The 19125-nt window shown below is 52.3% G+C and carries 18 protein-coding genes and 1 tRNA gene; 11 read left to right on the forward strand and 8 right to left on the reverse strand.

The genetic code is table 11. The features are described from left to right. Positions 1-16 precede the first annotated feature (16 nt). On the reverse strand, positions 17-1207 hold the full coding sequence (locus IDM48_RS09570) for a trans-sulfuration enzyme family protein (RefSeq protein WP_151146012.1): 1191 nt from the start codon (positions 1205-1207) through the stop codon (positions 17-19). A 76-nt stretch (positions 1208-1283) separates the two neighbouring features. Between IDM48_RS09570 and tmk the strand changes: the two genes are divergently transcribed. The 5 genes from tmk to IDM48_RS09595 all read left to right on the forward strand — a co-directional run bounded on the left by tmk (position 1284) and on the right by IDM48_RS09595 (position 5964). Further along, entirely contained in the window at positions 1284-1988 is a 705-nt protein-coding gene (tmk, locus tag IDM48_RS09575) for a dTMP kinase (protein ID WP_190617123.1), read from the forward strand. Beyond that, positions 1985-3130 (forward strand): DNA polymerase III subunit delta', encoded by a 1146-nt coding sequence (locus IDM48_RS09580; RefSeq protein ID WP_190617125.1) that lies wholly within the window; start codon positions 1985-1987, stop codon positions 3128-3130. The genes tmk and IDM48_RS09580 overlap by 4 nt, the downstream gene beginning before the upstream one ends. Before the next feature lie 107 nt (positions 3131-3237). Continuing rightward, on the forward strand, positions 3238-4431 hold the full coding sequence (locus IDM48_RS09585; protein ID WP_190617127.1) for an AI-2E family transporter: 1194 nt from the start codon (positions 3238-3240) through the stop codon (positions 4429-4431). Between the two features lie 174 nt (positions 4432-4605). After that, positions 4606-5712 (forward strand): YeeE/YedE family protein, encoded by a 1107-nt coding sequence (locus tag IDM48_RS09590; protein ID WP_274382296.1) that lies wholly within the window; start codon positions 4606-4608, stop codon positions 5710-5712. A 24-nt stretch (positions 5713-5736) separates the two neighbouring features. Then, a complete protein-coding gene (locus tag IDM48_RS09595) occupies positions 5737-5964 on the forward strand; it encodes a sulfurtransferase TusA family protein (protein WP_190617131.1) in 228 nt (75 codons plus the stop codon). Between the two features lie 72 nt (positions 5965-6036). On the opposite strand, the gene manA is transcribed toward IDM48_RS09595, so the two are convergent. Beyond that, positions 6037-7218 (reverse strand): mannose-6-phosphate isomerase, class I, encoded by a 1182-nt coding sequence (gene manA, locus IDM48_RS09600; RefSeq protein WP_190617133.1) that lies wholly within the window; start codon positions 7216-7218, stop codon positions 6037-6039. Positions 7219-7348: 130 nt separating this feature from the next. On the opposite strand from manA, the gene IDM48_RS09605 reads away from it, so the two are divergent. Beyond that, positions 7349-8749 (forward strand): phosphomannomutase/phosphoglucomutase, encoded by a 1401-nt coding sequence (locus IDM48_RS09605; RefSeq protein ID WP_190617135.1) that lies wholly within the window; start codon positions 7349-7351, stop codon positions 8747-8749. 94 nt (positions 8750-8843) lie between these two features. Here IDM48_RS09605 and IDM48_RS09610 read toward each other — a convergent pair whose 3' ends face one another. Then, positions 8844-9668 carry a sulfite exporter TauE/SafE family protein gene (locus IDM48_RS09610; RefSeq protein WP_190617137.1) on the reverse strand — a complete coding sequence of 275 codons (825 nt, stop codon included), beginning with the start codon at positions 9666-9668 and terminating at the stop codon, positions 8844-8846. Between the two features lie 35 nt (positions 9669-9703). After that, the gene (locus tag IDM48_RS09615; RefSeq protein WP_068168608.1) at positions 9704-10213 is read right to left on the reverse strand and encodes a DUF1648 domain-containing protein; all 510 of its coding nucleotides are present in this window, start codon (positions 10211-10213) and stop codon (positions 9704-9706) included. A gap of 127 nt (positions 10214-10340) precedes the next feature. Between IDM48_RS09615 and IDM48_RS09620 the strand changes: the two genes are divergently transcribed. Further along, a complete protein-coding gene (locus tag IDM48_RS09620; protein WP_190617138.1) occupies positions 10341-10814 on the forward strand; it encodes a DUF192 domain-containing protein in 474 nt (157 codons plus the stop codon). 71 nt (positions 10815-10885) lie between these two features. Here IDM48_RS09620 and IDM48_RS09625 read toward each other — a convergent pair whose 3' ends face one another. Together IDM48_RS09625 and IDM48_RS09630 are read right to left on the reverse strand one after the other, a co-directional pair. Further along, positions 10886-12076 carry a globin domain-containing protein gene (locus tag IDM48_RS09625; protein ID WP_190617140.1) on the reverse strand — a complete coding sequence of 397 codons (1191 nt, stop codon included), beginning with the start codon at positions 12074-12076 and terminating at the stop codon, positions 10886-10888. Positions 12077-12187: 111 nt separating this feature from the next. Further along, positions 12188-12661, reverse strand: a complete 474-nt coding sequence (locus IDM48_RS09630) for an RrF2 family transcriptional regulator (protein WP_068168605.1) — start codon at positions 12659-12661, stop codon at positions 12188-12190. A 367-nt stretch (positions 12662-13028) separates the two neighbouring features. On the opposite strand from IDM48_RS09630, the gene IDM48_RS09635 reads away from it, so the two are divergent. Next, positions 13029-13397 (forward strand): hypothetical protein, encoded by a 369-nt coding sequence (locus tag IDM48_RS09635; RefSeq protein WP_068168604.1) that lies wholly within the window; start codon positions 13029-13031, stop codon positions 13395-13397. Positions 13398-13665: 268 nt separating this feature from the next. Here the strand turns inward: IDM48_RS09635 and IDM48_RS09640 are convergent, their stop codons facing one another. Together IDM48_RS09640 and IDM48_RS09645 are read right to left on the reverse strand one after the other, a co-directional pair. Further along, complete coding sequence (locus IDM48_RS09640) at positions 13666-15129, reverse strand: sugar ABC transporter ATP-binding protein (protein ID WP_190617141.1); 1464 nt, start codon at positions 15127-15129, stop codon at positions 13666-13668. Positions 15130-15362: 233 nt separating this feature from the next. Further along, on the reverse strand, positions 15363-17240 hold the full coding sequence (locus tag IDM48_RS09645) for a phosphoenolpyruvate carboxykinase (GTP) (protein ID WP_190617143.1): 1878 nt from the start codon (positions 17238-17240) through the stop codon (positions 15363-15365). A 404-nt stretch (positions 17241-17644) separates the two neighbouring features. On the opposite strand from IDM48_RS09645, the gene IDM48_RS09650 reads away from it, so the two are divergent. From IDM48_RS09650 to IDM48_RS09660, 3 genes are all read left to right on the forward strand, one after another. Beyond that, positions 17645-17717, forward strand: a tRNA-Arg gene (locus IDM48_RS09650). Between the two features lie 181 nt (positions 17718-17898). Next, entirely contained in the window at positions 17899-18219 is a 321-nt protein-coding gene (locus IDM48_RS09655; RefSeq protein WP_068168600.1) for a 2Fe-2S iron-sulfur cluster-binding protein, read from the forward strand. A 1-nt stretch (position 18220) separates the two neighbouring features. Beyond that, positions 18221-19051 (forward strand): DUF4232 domain-containing protein, encoded by an 831-nt coding sequence (locus IDM48_RS09660; protein ID WP_190617145.1) that lies wholly within the window; start codon positions 18221-18223, stop codon positions 19049-19051. Positions 19052-19125: the final 74 nt, after the last annotated feature.

Here is a 19125-nt window from a genome sequence, read left to right on the forward strand (position 1 = left end):
ATCGAATCTGGGTGGATCAGACGATGCTGGCAAGAGCTTGGTTAAGATCGTTATAGAGATTATCAACATTTTCGATGCCAACAGAAAGACGGAGTAACGATTCGGGAATTGAATCTGGTTCAGACAGATGGCGACGACGGCGTTCTATCAGCGATTCGACTCCGCCCAAGGAGGTTGCGGGAGTCCAGATTTTCAATTTTTCTACTACGGCGTCTGTTTCCTGCGCATTCGCTTCGAGGACTACACATAGAATTGCTCCAAACCCATTCATCTGTGAGGTAGCTACCGCATGGAAGGGATCGTTGGGGAGTCCGGGATAACGGACCTCTCTCACCCGAGGATGCTTCGTCAGTCGCTCTGCGAGCACCTGGGCATTCGCCATTGAACGTTCTACCCGAAGAGCCAAGGTGCGGACACCTCTTAGGGCTAAAAATGCTTCGAAGGGTCCAGCGATTGACCCGTTGAGGGTACGGTGCTCCAGCATCATCGCGCGCAGTTCGGGATGGTTCGTGATAGCCAACCCCAGCACTACATCCGAGTGTCCTGCAATAAATTTTGTGGCTGAGTGCACCACAATATCCGCGCCTAAAGTCAGCGGTTTCTGGACTAAGGGAGTGGAAAAGGTATTATCTACGGCGGTTACAATCCCCAGTTTCTTTGCTTCGGGAAGAAGCACCTTTAAATCAGCAACCTCCAGCATGGGATTGGTGGGGCTCTCTAACCACATGAGAACTTTCGGCGCACGGTAATCCACATTTTCGGCTGTCACACCACGCGCCGAAGCCGCAGCTTTCATGGTCTCTATCGTTTGCTCAGTATTTTCAAGATCATAACGAATTACTTCACAGATACCTCGTCGCTGAAGCTTAAGCGCCAAAGAAATTGATGCCATATAGGTATGACGAGGAAGTAGAATGACAGATCCCACAGGAACCAAATCTTCAACCGCCGCTACAGCCGCCATGCCCGAAGCAAACATCAAACCGGGAAGCTCCGCGTCTTCTAATGAAGCGATAACTTCTTCTAAATCTTCCCACGAAGGATTATGAAAGCGCGCATAAACCTTGTCGTTCAGGGTATCCACGGTCTTTCCGCCACGAAAGGTAGAAGTCATATAGATGGGAGTATTCACAGGAGCATCATGTTGATGTGCCGGCCTGCCTTGGGAAACTACTAGAGTCTCTGGGTGAAGCTTTTGTTCAGTCATAGTCTCCAGCCTATGCGGATTATGTAGTCAGAGAAAGTAGCACTTCATTTTTCGTCTTCCTTGCTACCCTTAGAGAGTGACTGACTCACTCAAATACATCCCAGATCCCACATCGAATACTCCTATTGTGAGCAGTTCTGACTGCGTCGGTGAAGGTCTCTTTATCGTGTTTGAAGGCGGTGACGGTGCCGGAAAATCCACCCAAGTTGCCCGTTTGGAACAGGCACTTACCGAGGAAGGGTACGACGTCATTTCCACTCGCGAACCGGGAGGCACCGATATCGGGGAGAAACTACGCGGACTCGTGCTAGAACACGGGCAAGGCATCATTGACGCGCGCACCGAAGCGCTCATCTATGCTGCCTCCAGATCAGCTCATGCCGAACAAAAGATTCGCCCCGCACTCGCAGCTGGGAAAATTGTTCTTTGCGACCGCTATATAGATTCCTCGGCGGCATACCAAGGAGCAGGGCGCAACTTGGGAACAGAAAACATCACCCAGCTGAGCCTTTGGGCAACACAAAACCTTCTGCCAGACCTGACCGTTTTTATTGATGTCCCTCTAGACGCAGGGCGCCAACGCACCGATAGTCGCGGTGCGGCTGACCGTTTGGAATCCGAACCCGATGAATTTCACACGCTGGTTCATCAGACCTTTGGAGAACTAGCCAGCTCGGGCGGAGAAAACTACGCCATTGTGGATGGCACAGGAAGCATCGACGAGGTCCACGGGCAGATTCTGCGGGCAGTTCAACGCGTGTTGAAAGAGCGTGTGGCATGAGCGTATGGAATAACCTCGTAGGTCAGCCCGACGTCGTGCAGCAGCTCCAACAAGCTGCCGCCGCCGAGCGCACTACCCACGCGTGGCTTTTGAGCGGTCCTCCCGGTTCAGGTCGCTCCACCGCCGCTCTTGCTTTTGCCGCAGCGCTCCTGTGTGAAGAGCCCAATCCCGAGCATCGTGGATGCGGGCAGTGCAAATCATGCCAAACTGTACTCAGTGGTTCCCATGCTGACCTCACCCATTTCTCCACCGAGAATCTCAGTATCAAGATTGAAGAAGCACGCGAACTGGTAGTCAAAGCTCAGGACCGCCCAGCGGTAGGCAGATGGCGCGTAATGATTGTCGAAGACGCAGACCGCATGCCAGAACGAACGTCCAACGTGTTGCTCAAAGCTATTGAAGAGCCGCCGCCGCATACTATCTGGCTACTCTGCGCCCCCTCACCGGTTGACGTTCTGGTAACCATCCGCTCCCGTTGCCGCCCGGTCAAGCTGCGCGTACCCCATCTTTCTGATGTAGTGCAGTTGCTTGTCTCCGAAGGAATTCCCGAGGATTTAGCGTTCCATTGTGCTTCTTTAGCTCAGGGACATATCGGCATTGCCCGTCGCCTGGCAACTATCCCAGAGGCACGAGCGCGCCGTGAAGCTGTGGTACGTATGCCTATTTCTCTGCGCTCTCTACCGTCAGCCATGAAAGCGGCTGAAGACCTCGTACAGATAGCCGAAGAAGAAGCCAACGCCGATGCCGAAGCTCGCAACGAGGTTGAAAAGAATCAGTTGATGACCGCACTGGGAATCCAAGAAGGCGAAAAAATCAACCCCTCCATGCGTTCTCAGCTACGCCAGCTAGAAGAAGATCAGAAGCGACGTGCCCGTCGTATCAAAACGGATACGCTAGACCGTTTTCTGATTGATATTCAGACCGTATTCCGAGATATTCTCACGCTTCAGCTTGGCACAGGATCCCCACTGATTAACACCCATCTGGCCCAAGACCTTCAGCAGTATGCAGCACAGACCACGGGGGTAAAAACGCTAGAGCGGTTAGATGCGGTGACGCTGACCCGGCGTCGAATTTCAACGAACGCCAGCGCAAAGCTAGTCTTTGAAGCCATGATGGCGGGATTCGTACACGAGCGCTAACCCTGTGACATGTTCAATTGCGGCTTCTTGGGGGTACATTGCGCCCCTGGCGACAAAATAGAAAGTATGCTTGCTGAGATACTGTTTTCTTAGCATCAAGGTAGACCATGACTCACACACCTCAAAGTGCTGAATCCATGCAGGATTCTGCAGTTCAGCACAAATCAGGGTGGCCTTTTGGCCTCTTCTTTCTCCTCGGCGTAGCGGCGCTCGTCGTTTCTTTTGCCGGACTAAAAACCATGGCCTCGGTAATTGGCCCTACGTTCTTGGCTCTGTCACTCGTTATTGCCGTCCGCCCCATTCGCGAATGGCTCGTCAAGAAACGCGTTCCCACATTCCTTGCGGCAATGATTACGTTGCTTGTTCTTATTGGTCTGCTGGTAGCGCTGATTGGATCGCTGACTTACTCAGTCTTCGCTCTCGTTGAAATCTTGCCTCAGTACTCGCAGAAGTTCCAGAGCCTCTACGATGAGAGCCTGGGCTGGATAACCTCCACTTTTGGGGTTTCGCAGAATCAGATTTCTGACCAGTCCATGAGCTTCTTGGAACCCTCTAAGATCATGAACTGGCTAACCACTTTCCTCAACGGCTTGAGCGCAACCGGTTCCGGTTTCTTCCTTCTCGTGATGGTGATGGCCTTCCTCGTGGTCGACTCCGCCATCATTTCAGGGCGCGGAGCATACCTACGCAACCACCGCCCCCATCTGGCATCAGCTCTGGCTGATTTCCAGCACCGCACCAATCGCTACTGGGTTGTGAACACCGTTTTTGGTCTGATTGTTGCTGTCATTAACGTGGTGGCGCTGATGATTCTCGGAGTTCCTCTGGCAATCGTATGGGGCATCTTCTCCTTCGTCACCAACTACATTCCCAACATCGGGTTTGTTCTGGGAATGATTCCCCCGGCGCTGGTTGCGTTGCTGGACGGCGACGTCACCACCATGATTTGGGTTATCGTCCTGTTCTCGGTTATCAACTTCACCATGCAGCAGATTGTTCAGCCAAAGATTACTGGCGACGCCGTTGGTCTTAACACCACCGTCACCTTCCTTTCGCTGATTATCTGGTCCATGATTATTGGTCCGCTCGGCGCGATCCTGGCTGTTCCGCTCACGCTGTTCTTCAAGGCGATTGTGCTGGATTCCGATCCGCGCACTCACTGGATTAGCGTTTTCTTCACCACCAACTTTGCCAAGGTCAACCCTGCAGAAGTAAAAACCATTTCTTCCAAGGAGTTTGAGCGAGCTAAAAAAGAAGAAAAAATGGCTGAAAAAGAACAGGAAGTAGAAACTTCTAAGTAAGTTATCTTTACTCTCTCGCTTGAAGCGAGAAATACAAGACGGGCGCACCTGCGGTGGGTGCGCCCGTCCTCTGTATATCTAGGCTTAACGCAGGCGAATCCTAGCAGAGTAGCACAAGTTGAATTACCCCGTTTGACGTGGGGTTTCTTCAGGTTACAAGCTCTCTTGAAGGTGGTGAAGCGAAGTCTTACCTTAGAAAACATGATTGTTACTGGACTTCTCGTGGGCGCCATCTTTGGGTTTATCCTTCAAAGAGGCCGTTTTTGCGTCACCGGGGCTTTTCGAGACGTTTTCGTTTCCAAGAGCACCTGGTGGCTAGGCGCATTCATTACAGCTATTGCCGTCCAAGCAGTAGGTATTGCGCTTCTTAATTCTTTAGGGGTTATCGACTTATCGGTAGCGGTAAGCCCTTTCGCTCCTTTCGGCACAATCGCGGGCGGCTTTATCTTTGGATTTGGCGCCGTACTCGCCGGGGGATGTGCCACAGGCACTTACTACCGCGCGGCGGAAGGTCTCATCGGCTCGTGGTTCGCGCTTATTTTCTACGCACTTTTTGCTTCTATTTTTAAATTTGGTCCCTTCGCAGAAACTACCCGGTTTGTTCGCGGTTGGGGTATTACAGAGCATGCGACGATCACCGATTCGTTGGGCGTTTCACCGTGGGTATTAGTTACGCTATTAGTTGCTGCGGTAGGTGTATGGGCATACAAAAATCTCACTAAGCCTAAGTTGCCTATGGCGCAACTACCTCCAGAAAAAAGCGGGCTTGCGCACCTTCTTTTTGAAAAGCGATGGAACCCCTACTTCACCGCGATACTCATCGGCTTGGTAGCAATTCTTGCTTTCCCCCTCAGCTGGGCAACCGGTCGAGAAGGCGGCCTGGGAATAACTACCCCAAGTGCCAAATTGACAACTTTTCTCACCACCGGTGACTTCACAATGATTGATTGGGGCGTCATGCTCATTATGGGTATCATGGTGGGTTCTTTTATTGCTGCCAAGGGTAGTGGAGAATTCAAGCTCCGTGTCCCCGACGCTAAGACAATAGTGCGCGCTATCTTCGGTGGAATGCTCATGGGTTGGGGTGCTGCGTGGGCTGGTGGTTGCACCATCGGTAACGGACTGGTAGAAACTGCGATGTTTTCCTGGCAAGGCTGGGTGAGCCTCATTGCGATGATTCTCGGAACCGGCGCTGCTGCCAAGATTTTCATTATGCCGCGTAAGAAAAAGACACCGGTTGCTTCGACGAAAAACGCTCCAGAACCTCAGCTCACCCATTAAAAGTTTATGAAAGGAACGAACAATATGGCACAACGTGTATTAGAAACTGATGGGCTTGTCTGCCCTTTCCCTGTTCAAGAAGCTAAGGAAGCGATGGAGACTCTCAGCTCCGGCGATGAATTAATCATTAACTTCGACTGCACTCAGGGAACTGAATCCATCCCCCGCTGGGCCGCTGAAAATGGTTATGGAACTAAAGATTTCGTCAAACGCGGTCCTGCAGAATGGTCCATTACCGTCGTCAAGAGCTAACTCACTCATCTTCAGGCAAGGACGGGCGCACCCGCGGTGGGTGCGCCCGTCCTTGTTTTTATCTTGAGCTAACTACACGTAGGTGGCTACGTATGCCTCGCCTAATCCTCTGATGGTTGTAGCAGTGTCGCTACCAGAATGTAACAGCGACTCAGTCGGATACACGGTGAAACTCTGTTGCTCCGACTCAACTGTTAGCTCCCCTGCTACAGAAAGCAAAGTGGAGGTTCCCTCAAACGTGAAATCCACAGCTTGCGAGGCGGGAACTCGAATACGGGTCAGTAAAAGACGCTCATCCCACAAAGAAAATTTGCCCACCGCCGCGTCATCAGGGTTTGCACGAACCACCTCAGGGGCGCACTGGTCATCGCGTAAGACCTCGATTAGCTCTTGAGTATCAATATGTTTAGGAGTCAGCCCCGCGCGCAACACATTATCTGAGGGGTTCATAATTTCAATGGCTGTACCTGAAACATAGGCATGAACCTGACCATCTGGAGTAAACGCAGAATCACCCGGTTCTAGATAAAGCAGATTCATCACTACAGCCACCAGCAACCCTCGATCACCCGGGCACTTTTCCTCAATATGCTCCACGAGTTCGGCAGCGCGCTCCAGAGTGCAAGGACCACCGGTGTGAGTCTTAGCCCAGGTGCGAACACCGTCTAACGTTTCTTCAAGAGCGACCGCGGCGTCGCCCTCGCTGAGGCGAATAATCTTTGCCAAAAGCTCTTTTCCTGAATTTACAGGAAGTAAATCCGCGAGCCAGCTCAGACCAAAAGCCGTGGCAATTTCTTGAACTTCATGGTCTGGGCGAACTCCCGTCAAAATTTTCATGGGAGTTAGAGCAATAACGGTTTCCGGCTTTGAATGGCGGTCTTTGTAATTACGAGAGGAATCATCGAGGGCAATTCCTTCTTGATTTTCGCGGTCAAATCCAGATTCTGCTTGGGCGTCAGTGGGGTGAACCTGGATAGACAGGGGGGCGTCAATGGCAAGAATCTTAAAGAGGAAAGGGAAGTTCTCAACTCCCTGGGGCAAAATGCGGTCTGGAGTGTTTTCGACCACTCTGTCAAGACCCATTTTGTGCCCATCAATATCGATTTCTGAAGGAGCGGAAGGGTGCGCACCCACCCAAACCTCAGCTTCTGGCTGGTCGCTGGGTGCAGACAGTCCACGCATATGAGCCAGGGTTTCATGTGATCCCCAGGCGTAGTGTTGCGTTTTGTTAACCAACCGAAATAGTTCGCCCATGCTCTTATCCAACCATATTCGTCAAGAGGTACCCCCTATTTAGGGGACTACCTGCGGTGTTCCTCACCATATAAAAGTAATATCTCTGAGTACACATCGCAAAAAAGCCCTCGCCACGTAGAATAAACCTGTGAATACTATTGATTTAACCGCATCTTTTAAGGCGTACGACGTTCGTGGCATCGTCGGTGAAACCATCACCGAGGATACCGTTCGTGCAACCGCAGCAGCATTCGTTGATGTTCTGGAACTCGCAGGTCAGAACATTCTGGTGGGTAGCGATATGCGCCCATCCGGCTCCGATTTCGTTAATGCTTTCGCCGAAGGAGCTACCGCTCGTGGCGCAAACATCATCAAAATAGGCCTCATCTCAACCGATGAGCTTTACTTTGCCTGCGGCGTGGAGAATGCAGCGGGCGTAACTTTCACCGCCTCGCACAACCCCGCCGAATACAACGGCATGAAGATGGCTAAGGCTGGCGCCGTCCCGATTTCTTCGGAAACCGGTCTGTTCGACGTCCGCGACTTGGCACAGCAATACCTGAACGCCGGAGAAATCCCCCAGTCCGAAACCCAGGGAACTGTTTCAGAAAAAGACATTCTCAAAGATTACGCAGAGTACCTACGCAACCTCGTTGATCTTTCCAACATCCGCCCTCTAAAGGTTGTTGTTGACGCCGGTAACGGCATGGGCGGCATGACCACCCCCGCAGTCCTAGGCGATTCAATTCTTCCCGGTCTACCTTTGGATATCGTTCCTCTGTACTTCGAGTTGGACGGTTCCTTCCCTAATCACCCCGCTAACCCTCTAGAGCCTGCTAACCTCGTGGATTTGCAGAAAGCTGTTGTGGAGCATGGTGCAGATATCGGTCTAGCTTTCGACGGCGACGCCGATCGTTGCTTCGTCATCGACGAAAAGGGTCAGCCCGTTTCACCTTCTGCTATCACCGCTATCGTGGCAGAACGCGAAATCAAGCGTGCCCAGTCAGAAGGCGAAGCTGAGCCCGTTATTATTTACAACCTCATCACCTCTAAGGCTGTTCCTGAACTCGTGGAGAAGCTCGGTGGCCGTTCGGTAAAGACCCGCGTGGGTCACTCCTTCATCAAGGCTGTCATGGCTTCTGAAGGCGGCATCTTCGGTGGCGAGCATTCAGCTCACTACTACTTCAAGGACTTCTTCAACGCGGATACCGGCATGCTTGCCGCAATGCACGTGCTAGCAGTTCTAGGTAACTCCGAAAAACAGCTTTCCGAAATCGGTGCTGAGTACCAGCCCTACTTCTCCCCCGGTGAGATTAACTCTGAGGTGGAAGATAAGGACGCAGCTATTGCACGGGTTCGCGAAGCTCTCGGCGATTCTGTTGAGGTTTCCGAGATGGATGGCACTACCTTTGAGCACAAGACTGAGGGCTGGTGGGTAAACCTTCGCCCCTCCAACACCGAACCCTTCTTGCGGATGAACCTTGAAGCCCCTGATCAGGCAGCCATGGAACGTGTACGCGATGAGATTCTAGCTCTGGTTCGTGCCTAATCACTTTCGTGTTTAGTCGCTAGGACGTAAGCACTTCGAGGGCGCTCTCTGTTTCTGACAGGGAGCGCCCTTTAGCGTATGCGGAAGTAGTCTTCTAACTCAGCAGCAGATTGATGAGCGCTACAGTACCGATTACCAGGATGACTGCCCGAAGAAGATTTGCGGGCAGACGTCGTCCAACCTTTGCCCCTACGAGGCCGCCCACCGCCGCTCCTGCGGCGATGGTAAGCACAACGAACCAGTTGATGATATCGCCCGCCCAGGTGACAAAAATTAGCGTCGACAGAATATTGACGAACGCAACGAGCAAGTTTTTCACGGCATTGAGAGATTGCAGAGAGACGGTGAGGAGCGCGCCCAGGAAACCAATCATCAGTACGCCCTGGGCGGCACCGAAGTAGCCTCCGTAGATGCCCAGCAGATAGACGATGACGATGATCGCCAGCCGTTTTTTGTCCCGGGGCAGCGCCGGTTCAGGGGTGGTGCCAAGAATTTCTTGAGCGTTAGTATCATGTGAGCGAGCGGCAGCTACTCGTTGCTGAATTCTGGGCCCCGCAACCACCATGATGAGGCCTAAACCAATGAGCACTGGTACGACGAAGGCGAAGGCTGATTCGGGCAGAATCAACAACAGAGAAGCACCGGTAATACCGCCCAGAATAGAGCTGGGTAGGAGCATTCTGATAAGACCCGAATTCTGCCGAATTTCCCTGCGGTAACCGTATGCACCGGAGATATTTCCCGCAACCAAACCCACCGAGCTTGAAATGTTAGCGGTGAGCGGCGGATACCCCAGTAGGAGCAGAAGGGGGAATGAAATAAGGGTTCCAGAGCCAACGATGGCGTTAATAAAACCAGCGCTCAGCCCAGCACCCAAAATGATGAAAAAACTAAGCACCAACGTTGAATCAGGAAGCATAATTTGATGCTAGCGCAGAGCCGGCAGCTGTGGGGCTACTTGGCAATTTTCAGCATTTTAGGAATGTAATAAACGATGGGCGCAAGGATGAAAAGCACTAACAACGCCATCCACGGACCTGATGTTTCTGGATGCGATGTTGAATAGGTGACAAAAACGAGCATGAGCCCTACTCCGATAGAGGTCCACAGCAGCATATTGCGGGAGCAAGTATAGAGAGCTTGCCATCCTTCAGCGGTTGAAGGAGTTTTCGGCACATTATGGATTCGAGGGAATCGCGCTATCACCAGGCAGAAAAGAGTCACCATGCACAGCATGATAGGTGCGAGAAGGAATTGATTTTTATCGCCCCAGTCGTCAGGTTCTCCGTTGGGACCGAAATGAACCGGAACTATTTGAGGCAACCCAACATAAGTCACCACAGCGTAAATAACTCCAGCTACCAGAACAAATGCCGAAATACCCTCCAGAATCCGAGAAGATTTCGCCGGGGAAGCAGGAACGGGGCGTTCGGTTCTGCCTGGGAGTTGTGGGGAATTCTCCATTGAAGTTCACCTATCGTCGCAGTGGTTTTTTTAACTATATAAACTAGGGGGTAAGCAACCATTTTCTGACGTGGTGTTTTACTATCAACTCATTTTTCACGAACGTATTTCAGGACGAGGTATATCTATGGGTTTACTGTGGTGGACAGTAGTGTTACTAGCCGTTCTTTGTTTGGCGGGCATTGCCCTCTATCAGGCGCTGAAATTTATAGCCTCCCGAGATGCGCAGAATCTAGATGCTCTCCCCCACCGCACCGTCGTCGGACCGGCAGGTTCTCTCAAGCTCGCCGTTGCAGAGACCACTGACTCGTTGAGTAAAGGGCTGTCAGGACATCAAAAACTCAAAAACGTTCACGGTCTTCTTCTAGTTCTCCCACGGAAAGCTACCTCACTGACTCTTTTAGGTGTACAATTTCCGCTCGACGTCGTATGGCTAGATGCCCAGAACCGAGTGCTCAAGGTCGCCTACGATGTCAAGCCCGGGTTTGGAACTCTCCGCCTACCTTCACCGGCGCGTACCGCCGCCGTCATTGAAGTACCAGCGCTCAAACTGCGTAAGCTGGGCGCCATTGAGCCAGGAACCACTCTTTCCTGGAAATAGGATTTATTTTTTACACCCAAAGTGCCACTCCCCTGATAAGGAAGCGGCACTTTAGATATGAAGAATAACCGTTACTTGTTTTCAGCTCGTGCAGTATCGCGAAGCATCCACTGGTCAGGACCAAAAATCTCGTACTGAATCTGGACACCAGGAACACCTGCATCCACCAGAGCCGAGCGGGTGTCCTTCATGAAGCCAAGAGGTCCGCAGAGATAAACCGAGGCATCGGAGGGAACATCAAGCTTGGAAACATCCACGCGACCTTCAAAATCGCCCGAACCATCGCCCAAGAAGCTAATGAGTTTGCCGTTAGCCAGCTTGCCTACGAGCTCTTCCATTTCTTCGCGCAACGGCCACGCGTCCTTACTGGAAGAGGAATGAACGACTACAACTTCACGCTGGGAGTTTTGGTCCACCAGTTCGGAGAGGAAAGCGAGCATAGGGGTTACACCGATACCTGCCGAGAAGAGGTAGAGCGGCCCCGAGCCGTCGTCGCCAAATCCACCCAGGGTGATATCACCGTAGGGGTTTGAGATATCAACGACGTCACCCTCCTGCAGAGCGAAGTGGCGCTTAGTCATCTCACCGTTGGGGTCGAGCTTGATAGCTACGCGGCGCTGGTTCTTCTCCGAGGGTAGCAACGTGTACTGGCGAGGCTGCAGGAGACCATCTTCTGCCTGAGTAAACAGTGAGATGTACTGACCGGCTTTTGCCTCGGTCATCGCGGTGTCATCTGCAGGTTCAAAAGTAAGATCTACTACCTGATCCCCGGTTTCCTTGCGGGATACAAGTTTGAAGGGCGCGCGCATGACGTCGTTAGCCTGCTGTGCGTAAAGACCCTTCTCAATCTTGATAAGAGCGTTTGCCATCAACCAGTAAACTTCGCTCCACGCCTCGGCAACTTCAGGGGTGCAGGCGTCGCCCAGATCCGCTGCAATAGCTTCAAACAGGTACTTGTAGACGGTGGGGTACTCATCTTCGAGCAGTCCCAGGGAGGTGTGTTTGTGTGCCACGCGGGAGAGCACTTCGTCGGGGTACTTATCGGGATTGTTCAAAATATAAGTAGCAAAAATGACGATTGAGTTAGAGAGCGCCTGGGGCTGAGTGCCTTCGAGCTGCGATGAACGTGAAAACATGCCGTCCATCAGGTCAGGACGAGCGGCGAACATACGCTTGTAGAACTCCGGGGTGATGTGAGGCATCCGCTCGGCAACGACGGGCGCGGTGGCTTCAATGATGGGTCGTGACTTTTCTGAAAGCACGGTGTCTCTCCTTTGGAACAAAATGTTGATTAACCATTTCCAAAACTAGCATATTCAATGCAAGATAAGGAATAAAAAAGATGAGCTGCTTCATAAACAGCTCATCTTCATCTATGATGCCTGAGTTAACTTCTTCGTCTGGCTCAGCGGCCCCAAGCCCAGCTCAACAAAAACCGGACCCATCTGCCTCTGTGTGGGCAGGCTGGAAATCGTGATGGGATCTAGAACCTCAAAGAATGCCTCCCGAGCCCTGGAAAGATAGCCCCGCAAGCGGCAGGAAGAATTCAGCGGACAATCACCATGTTCACTCTCGCACTCCACCATGGGAATATCCCCCTCGGTCTGGCGCAGAATATGACCAACCGTCACATTCTTGCCAGCCTCAGACAAGACGACGCCGCCGGCACGCCCGCGAGTTGCCACAACCCATCCATGATTTGCCAAGAACGCAACGGATTTAGCCACATGGTTATAGGGCGTGCCCACTCCCTGAGCAATAGTCTGGGTAGAAAGCTTCTTGTCCTCGGCACCAGCCAAAAGAATCATGATCCGTAATGAAACGTCGGAAAAAGCAGTTAGACGCAATGCCCCTCCTTCATGATTTTTTGGCATGATCTGAAATTTAGTTTACTCCTCTGAACAAACCACAGTGCGCACTAGTGCGAAATGAGTTCAGAACCATATTCACAGTGCATCCGCTTGTGACTAGCGACTATACACACTTATATGTACAAACACCTCGACAAAGTTATGTTCACCGCAAAATATCGTCAAAAGGATGATTTCGAAACTCTTTACTTGTGGGTAACATTGTAAATAGTTTGTGCCCACAAGCATTGCTAAAGCATCTTTTTCAGGGGGAACTTGAAGAATAAAATTGGTGCTCGTCAAATGCTGATCGGGTTAGTACTAAAGTCCATGACGATCAATAACACCAGATAAGGATTCACTCATGTCACAGCTTGACACCTCAATCCAGGAACTTCTTTCCATCGAAGGCGCAAACGGCGCAGCACTCGTGGACATCTCTTCGGGCATGGCTCTAGCTTCCGGCGGCAACCCCGGGTTCGATCTCACCGTTGCAGCAGCAGGTAACTCCAACGTTGTCCGCGCAAAGCTCAAGACCATGAACGATCTCGGTCTAGAGGGCAACATCGAAGACATCATGATTACCCTCAACTCCCAGTACCACCTCATTAACGTACTCAACGCTTCTGAGACCGCTGGTCTGTTCGTTTATCTGGTGCTTGATCGTAACACCGCGAACCTAGCGCTCGCTCGCCACAAGCTCAACACCATCGCAAACCGTATCTCCCTCTAAGCCCCACAAGCTAGACGCAGAGAAGCGAAGCCCCACAGAGGCAACTTATAAACCAATGGCCGGTGATTTCTAGGGAATCACCGGCCATTGGTTTTTATTTACCTTATGTGAAGGAGTCTATTCAGTAGCAAGAGCTCGAGCAAGCACAGCAGTAAGGTGAACTGGCTGGGGCTGGCATGAATCACCGCGTGAGCGCTAGCGAACTTCGTGAGAAGGTTAGTACACCGTTGCTGTGCTTGCTCGAGTTCAGCGTCTTCGAAATAACCTGTTAGATAATAGAATCGCCGATTGCAGCTTCCATCAGCGTGTCTTCGGTAGCGTCTCGGTGCTCTTGGATTGCTACGATTTCGCCGTCCTTCATGACAGCGATACGGTTGCACAGTCCCATGAGCTCTGACATGTCCGAGCCAATCAAAAGAATAGAAACGCCCTCAGCGGTAAGGTCCTTGAGCATCTTGTAGATTTCTACCTTTGCGCTGACGTCGATGCCGCGGGTGGGGTGGTTGAGAATCAAAATGTCGCAGTCCGAGCTGATCCACCGTGCCAGCGCCACTTTCTGCTGGTCACCGCCGGAGAGCTTTCCGACTTCACCCTGAATGTTGGTGGTCTTGATGTGTAGCTTGCGGATTTGCTCTGCTACCTCGCGAAGGGCAGAGACTTCGTGCAAGAAACCTGCACCTTCATCTTTGGTGATTCCCGCAGAATCCATGAGGGTCTTTGCGATGGACCGTTCGTTTGCGAGACCCAGTTCGTCGTCGTTGTCTGAGAGATACCCGATGCCGTAGCTGACGGCGTCCTCGGGGCTGGAAATCGTGACGTCTTCACCGTTGATGCGAAGGGCTCCGAATTCAGCGGTCTCATCTACGCCAACCAGCGCCGAGGCGATTTCGTTAATTCCCGAACGACGCAAACCGGTTAGTCCTAGAACTTCACCGCGAGCGAGAGTGAAATTAACATTCTTCAAGAAACCCTGGGCGCCATTGAGGTTCTCGATAGTGAGACGGGGGGTCTCTTCCACAAAGTCAGAAGGCTGCTGATGCATTGAGACTTCGCGGCGGAACATTTTAAAAGCGATGTCTTCAGCGCTCATGTGACCGGGTACGATTTCATGGGAGATGATGCCATCTTCCAAAATGACCGCGCGATCTGCCAGGGAACGAATTTCATCCAAGCGGTGGGTGATATAGATGACCGAACGTCCCTCAGAGACCAAACGGCGGGTCATCTCATGGAACTGGAAAATCTCATAGTCATTGAAAGTCGCCGCAACTTCATCCATCAATACCAGCTGGGTTTCTTCAGCTACTAAACGCACAACCTCGATGAGAGCCTGTTCTGCACGCACCAAATCGCCCATCAGGGAGGAAGGGCTAATTTTCAAGCCCGCTTCGCTCAGAAGCTCGGCGGCACGCTCGTTCTGCTCCTGCTCGCTCTTCTGCGCATGAAAGGTCGAGCGGAAGATGGTCTGCGCTACCGTCAGCGTAGGATCTACCGAGAATTTCTGGCGAATCGAGCCGACTCCGCAAGCTAGAGCCTCATCGGGGTTCGACGGCGCATACGGCTCCCCTGCCAGCATCATCGTCCCAGAATCCGCGGTGTCCCATCCACCGAGAATCGAAAGCAGCGTGGATTTACCCGCACCATTTTCCCCGAGCAGACCCAATACTTCACCGCGCACCACTGTAAGGTCTACGCCTTTAAGCGCTCGCAGATGTTCGTGTTTTTTAGTCACGCCCTTAACACTGAGCAAGTTATCCACTGCTGATTGTCCCTTCAGATGGAGAGTGATATGTGAAATGACCGCAGAGGTCATTTCTAGCGAACGAAAACTAGTTTCGGTATCAAATATTACTGTTGTTTAAAGCCAAAGATTGATTATAGAGCTTAGATAATCTAAAAAATTGAACCGACGATATATTGAGAGCAATATATCGCCGGTTCAGTACTAATGTGTCCGTCTAATGGTTAGGAATTGCTACGAGCTTCTTCAATACGCTGTGCCAGTGCATCACGCTGTTCGTGAATGCGTTGAGGCAGGTCATCACCGAATTTCTCCAGCCATTCATCGATGCCGATAAGCTCAGCTTCGATCTCATCAACATTGACAGCTAGCGCAGCGTCTAGCTCGTTGTCCTCAATTTTGAGACCGGTCAAGTCAAGGTCCTCACGGGTGGGCACGGTACCCATGAGGGTGTGCTCGCCGCCTGCGGTACCTTCAAGACGATCGAAAACCCATTTCACCACGCGGGAGTTCTCACCGAAGCCAGGCCACGCGAAACCACCCTCGGGGGTACGGCGGAACCAGTTGACGTAGTACACCTTAGGCATGTTCTCTTCGCCGTGCTTCTCGCCCAGGTCAAGCCAGTGGCGGAAGTAGTCAGAAGCGTTGTAGCCGATGAAAGGAAGCATTGCCATGGGGTCGCGGCGAACCACGCCCACAGCACCCTTAGCTGCAGCAGTAGTTTCAGAAGACAACGTTACGCCGCGGAAAACGCCTTCGCTCCACGACTCAGCTTCAGACACCAAAGGAATAGTGGTCTTACGACGTCCACCGAAGATGATTGCCGACAGAGGCACACCTTCAGGCTCGTAGAACTCTTCTGCGAGCATGTCTACCTGGTTGAGCGGGGTGCAAAAACGTGAGTTAGGGTGTGCCGCAGGACGGCCCGATTCAGGGGTCCAGTCGTTGCCCTGCCAGTCGATAAGGTGGTCGGGTACCTCATCGGTCTTACCTTCCCACCACACCGAATTGTCATCAGTCAAAGCAACGTTGGTGAAGATATTGTTGCCTTTGGCGATTGCGCGCATAGCGTTGGGGTTAGTGGACCAGCCGGTACCCGGAGCTACACCGAACATACCTGCTTCGGGGTTGACGACGCGAGGGGTGCCGTTTTCATCGAAGTTGATCCAGGAAATGTCATCGCCCACCATCTCGGTCTTCCATCCCTCAAGAGTGGGATCCATGAGTGCGAAGTTGGTCTTACCGCAGGCAGAGGGGAAAGCGGCGGAGATGAATTTAGTTTTGTTCTCAGGGTTAGTGACCTTGAGGATAAGCATGTGCTCTGCCATCCAGCCTTGGTCGTGTCCCATCGCCGATGCAATACGCAGGGCGTAGCATTTCTTGCCCAGCAGTGCGTTTCCGCCGTAACCCGAACCAAAGGACCAGATTGCACGCTCCTCGGGGAAGTGAACAATGTACTTCTCGGGGTTGCAGGGCCAGGGCACATCCTGCTGCCCTTCTTCTAAGGGAGCGCCGATAGAGTGCAGAGCCTTGACGTAGAAAGCGTTGGTATCAGACATCTTCTTCAAGACATCAGAACCGATAGTTGCCATGATGCGCATGGAGCATACTACATATGCAGAGTCAGTGATTTCTACGCCGAAACGAGGAGTAGAGGCATCGAGAGAGCCCATGACAAAAGGAATCACGTACATGGTACGACCGTGCATGCAACCGCGGTACAGATCCTTCATCAGCGACTTCATCTCGGCAGGATCGCGCCAGTTATTAGTGGGGCCAGCTGCCTCTTCGGTCTCGGAGCAGATGAAAGTGCGCTCTTCAACACGGGCGACGTCATCGGGGTCAGAAAAAGCGACGTAAGAGTTTGGGAACTCATGATCAGAAAGACGGCGGAAAGTACCAGCTTCCACGAGTTCACCGGCTAGGCGGTCATATTCTTCTTCCGTGCCATCAACCCACACAATGGATTCAGGTTCGGTAAGCTCAGCGACTTCTCGTACCCAATCCACCAGCTCAGTGTATTGAGTTGGTGCCTGAGCAAGCTGGTCTTGAACCTGCTGGTTCAGGCCGGAAGAAACAGTACCGTTTGAAAGGTCAGCCATCTGACGATTCCCCTTAAAGTTTTACGCACCGCGACACCGCGTTGTGCCGAAGATTTGAATCTTCACAAACTTTGCCTCTCGTTCTTTAAGAAGCAAATGCGTCATCTCTACTGAGAATGAAGGACAACGCAACGTTTTGAAGACCATCACCTCTTTGTGATTAGAACACCAAAGTAACAGTAAAGAGTGGGTTTAAACCATCAATTACGCACAAATGTCAGAATATAGCTCAACCTCTTGCGTTTTTTCGATAAATAGTTGATGAACTTCCGCTAGTTTTCGGGGCTTCTTCTTCCAGCGGGTAACGTGTAACGAGTGTCACCCCTTTTCGATTTGGCAAGGTTCTCTAGCGCGTGTAGAGTATTACCTGTTGCTGAAACGGGGTAGCCCGGAAAACAGAACATGCGCCTGTAGCTCAACGGATAGAGCATCTGACTACGGATCAGAAGGTTGGGGGTTCGAATCCCTTCGGGCGCACTAAATAGCCCGCTTCTTCGGAAGCGGGTTTTTTGTTTTTCCACGCCATTTCTAGGTGCGGAGTGAGTGAGGGATTGCCCACGAGAGCAAGATTTATGCTCTCCATACTGGGCATAATAGGGTAAAACTTCACCACGCTCTAGAATAATAATGAGCGAAAAATTACAAGGAGTACATTCTCATGAGCATCAACATCAATGTAGTTAACGAGAGCGGCGAGACTCGCGGAGCAACCTGGGAAGAAGATCAGACGCTCCTTGACGCCCTGCTAGCAAACCAGTTCCCCGTTCTAGCTACCTGCGGAGGCAACGCCTCCTGCGCTACCTGCCACGCGTACATCGATCCTGAACATTTCGAAGCATCAGGAGAACGCACCGAAGCTGAAGAAGATTTGCTAGATATGGTCGACGACGTCGCCAACGAATACTCCCGCCTTTCGTGCCAGACCGAATACGCCGAAGGTCTTGATGGCGCAACGGTGACCCTCAAACCTGGGATGTAATATGAGCCCCCTCAAATCCCCTCGGCATTCTCTCCTCCTCGTAGCGAGCATCAGCATTTTAGCGCTCTCCGCTTGTGGCGGTGGGGAAAGTACGCCTGAAACCCCGACCGAGGCACCCACTGCCGCAGTATCAGCTTCATCTACCGCATCTGTTACTGCATCGGAATCGCCCAAACCCAGCGCAACGCGCACCTCACCCGCTGCGACCCCCAGTCCGGTAGCAACTCCGACCGTTCATGAGCCAACCGTCACCGAACCTAAGGTCACAGAGGAAACGGCGCCTCCTCGGGGTAGCGTCACCACGGTGACCCAAGAGCCACAAACCCCGGCTCCAGCGCCGGCTACCGAATCCAGCGCCGCGGCTACACCTAACGAAACAGCGAATGCAGATGCTCAGCAGAGCGCAGCATGCGACTACGAGCACATCCGTATTGCCGCAGAGGTAGCCCCCGGCGGCGGGGCTGCAGGCTCTCGATATATGAACCTCACCTTCACCAACTCCGGTTCTACACCGTGCTCGTTGAGCGGTTACCCCAGTGTCAATTACGTGGACGCGCAGGGCAACCAGATAGGCGCAGCCGCTAAACAGGCCGCAGAGTGGACCAGCTCGGGAGCCGTTATCGGCGCGGGCGAATCTGCGACCGCAACGCTTCGTGAAACTCGTGCGGGGCTTTACGACGCGGCATCCTGCCAGCCCACTCAGGCAGCCGGTTACCGCGTGAGTATTCCAGGTACGTCGTCTTCGCTGGTGCTGAACTTCCCCGCTGAGGCATGCTCCACATCGGGAACAGGTCAGCTATCCGTCGGGCAAATTGGTGCGCAGGCAAAGTAAGCCCGACACCGTGAGATTCTAAGAACCATAAAAAATAAGGCAGGTTTCGCTCTATTCAAGAGCAAAACCTGCCT

The sequence above is a fragment of the Rothia amarae genome (genome assembly GCF_014705945.2).
Taxonomy (GTDB): Bacteria; Actinomycetota; Actinomycetes; order Actinomycetales; family Micrococcaceae; genus Rothia; species Rothia amarae.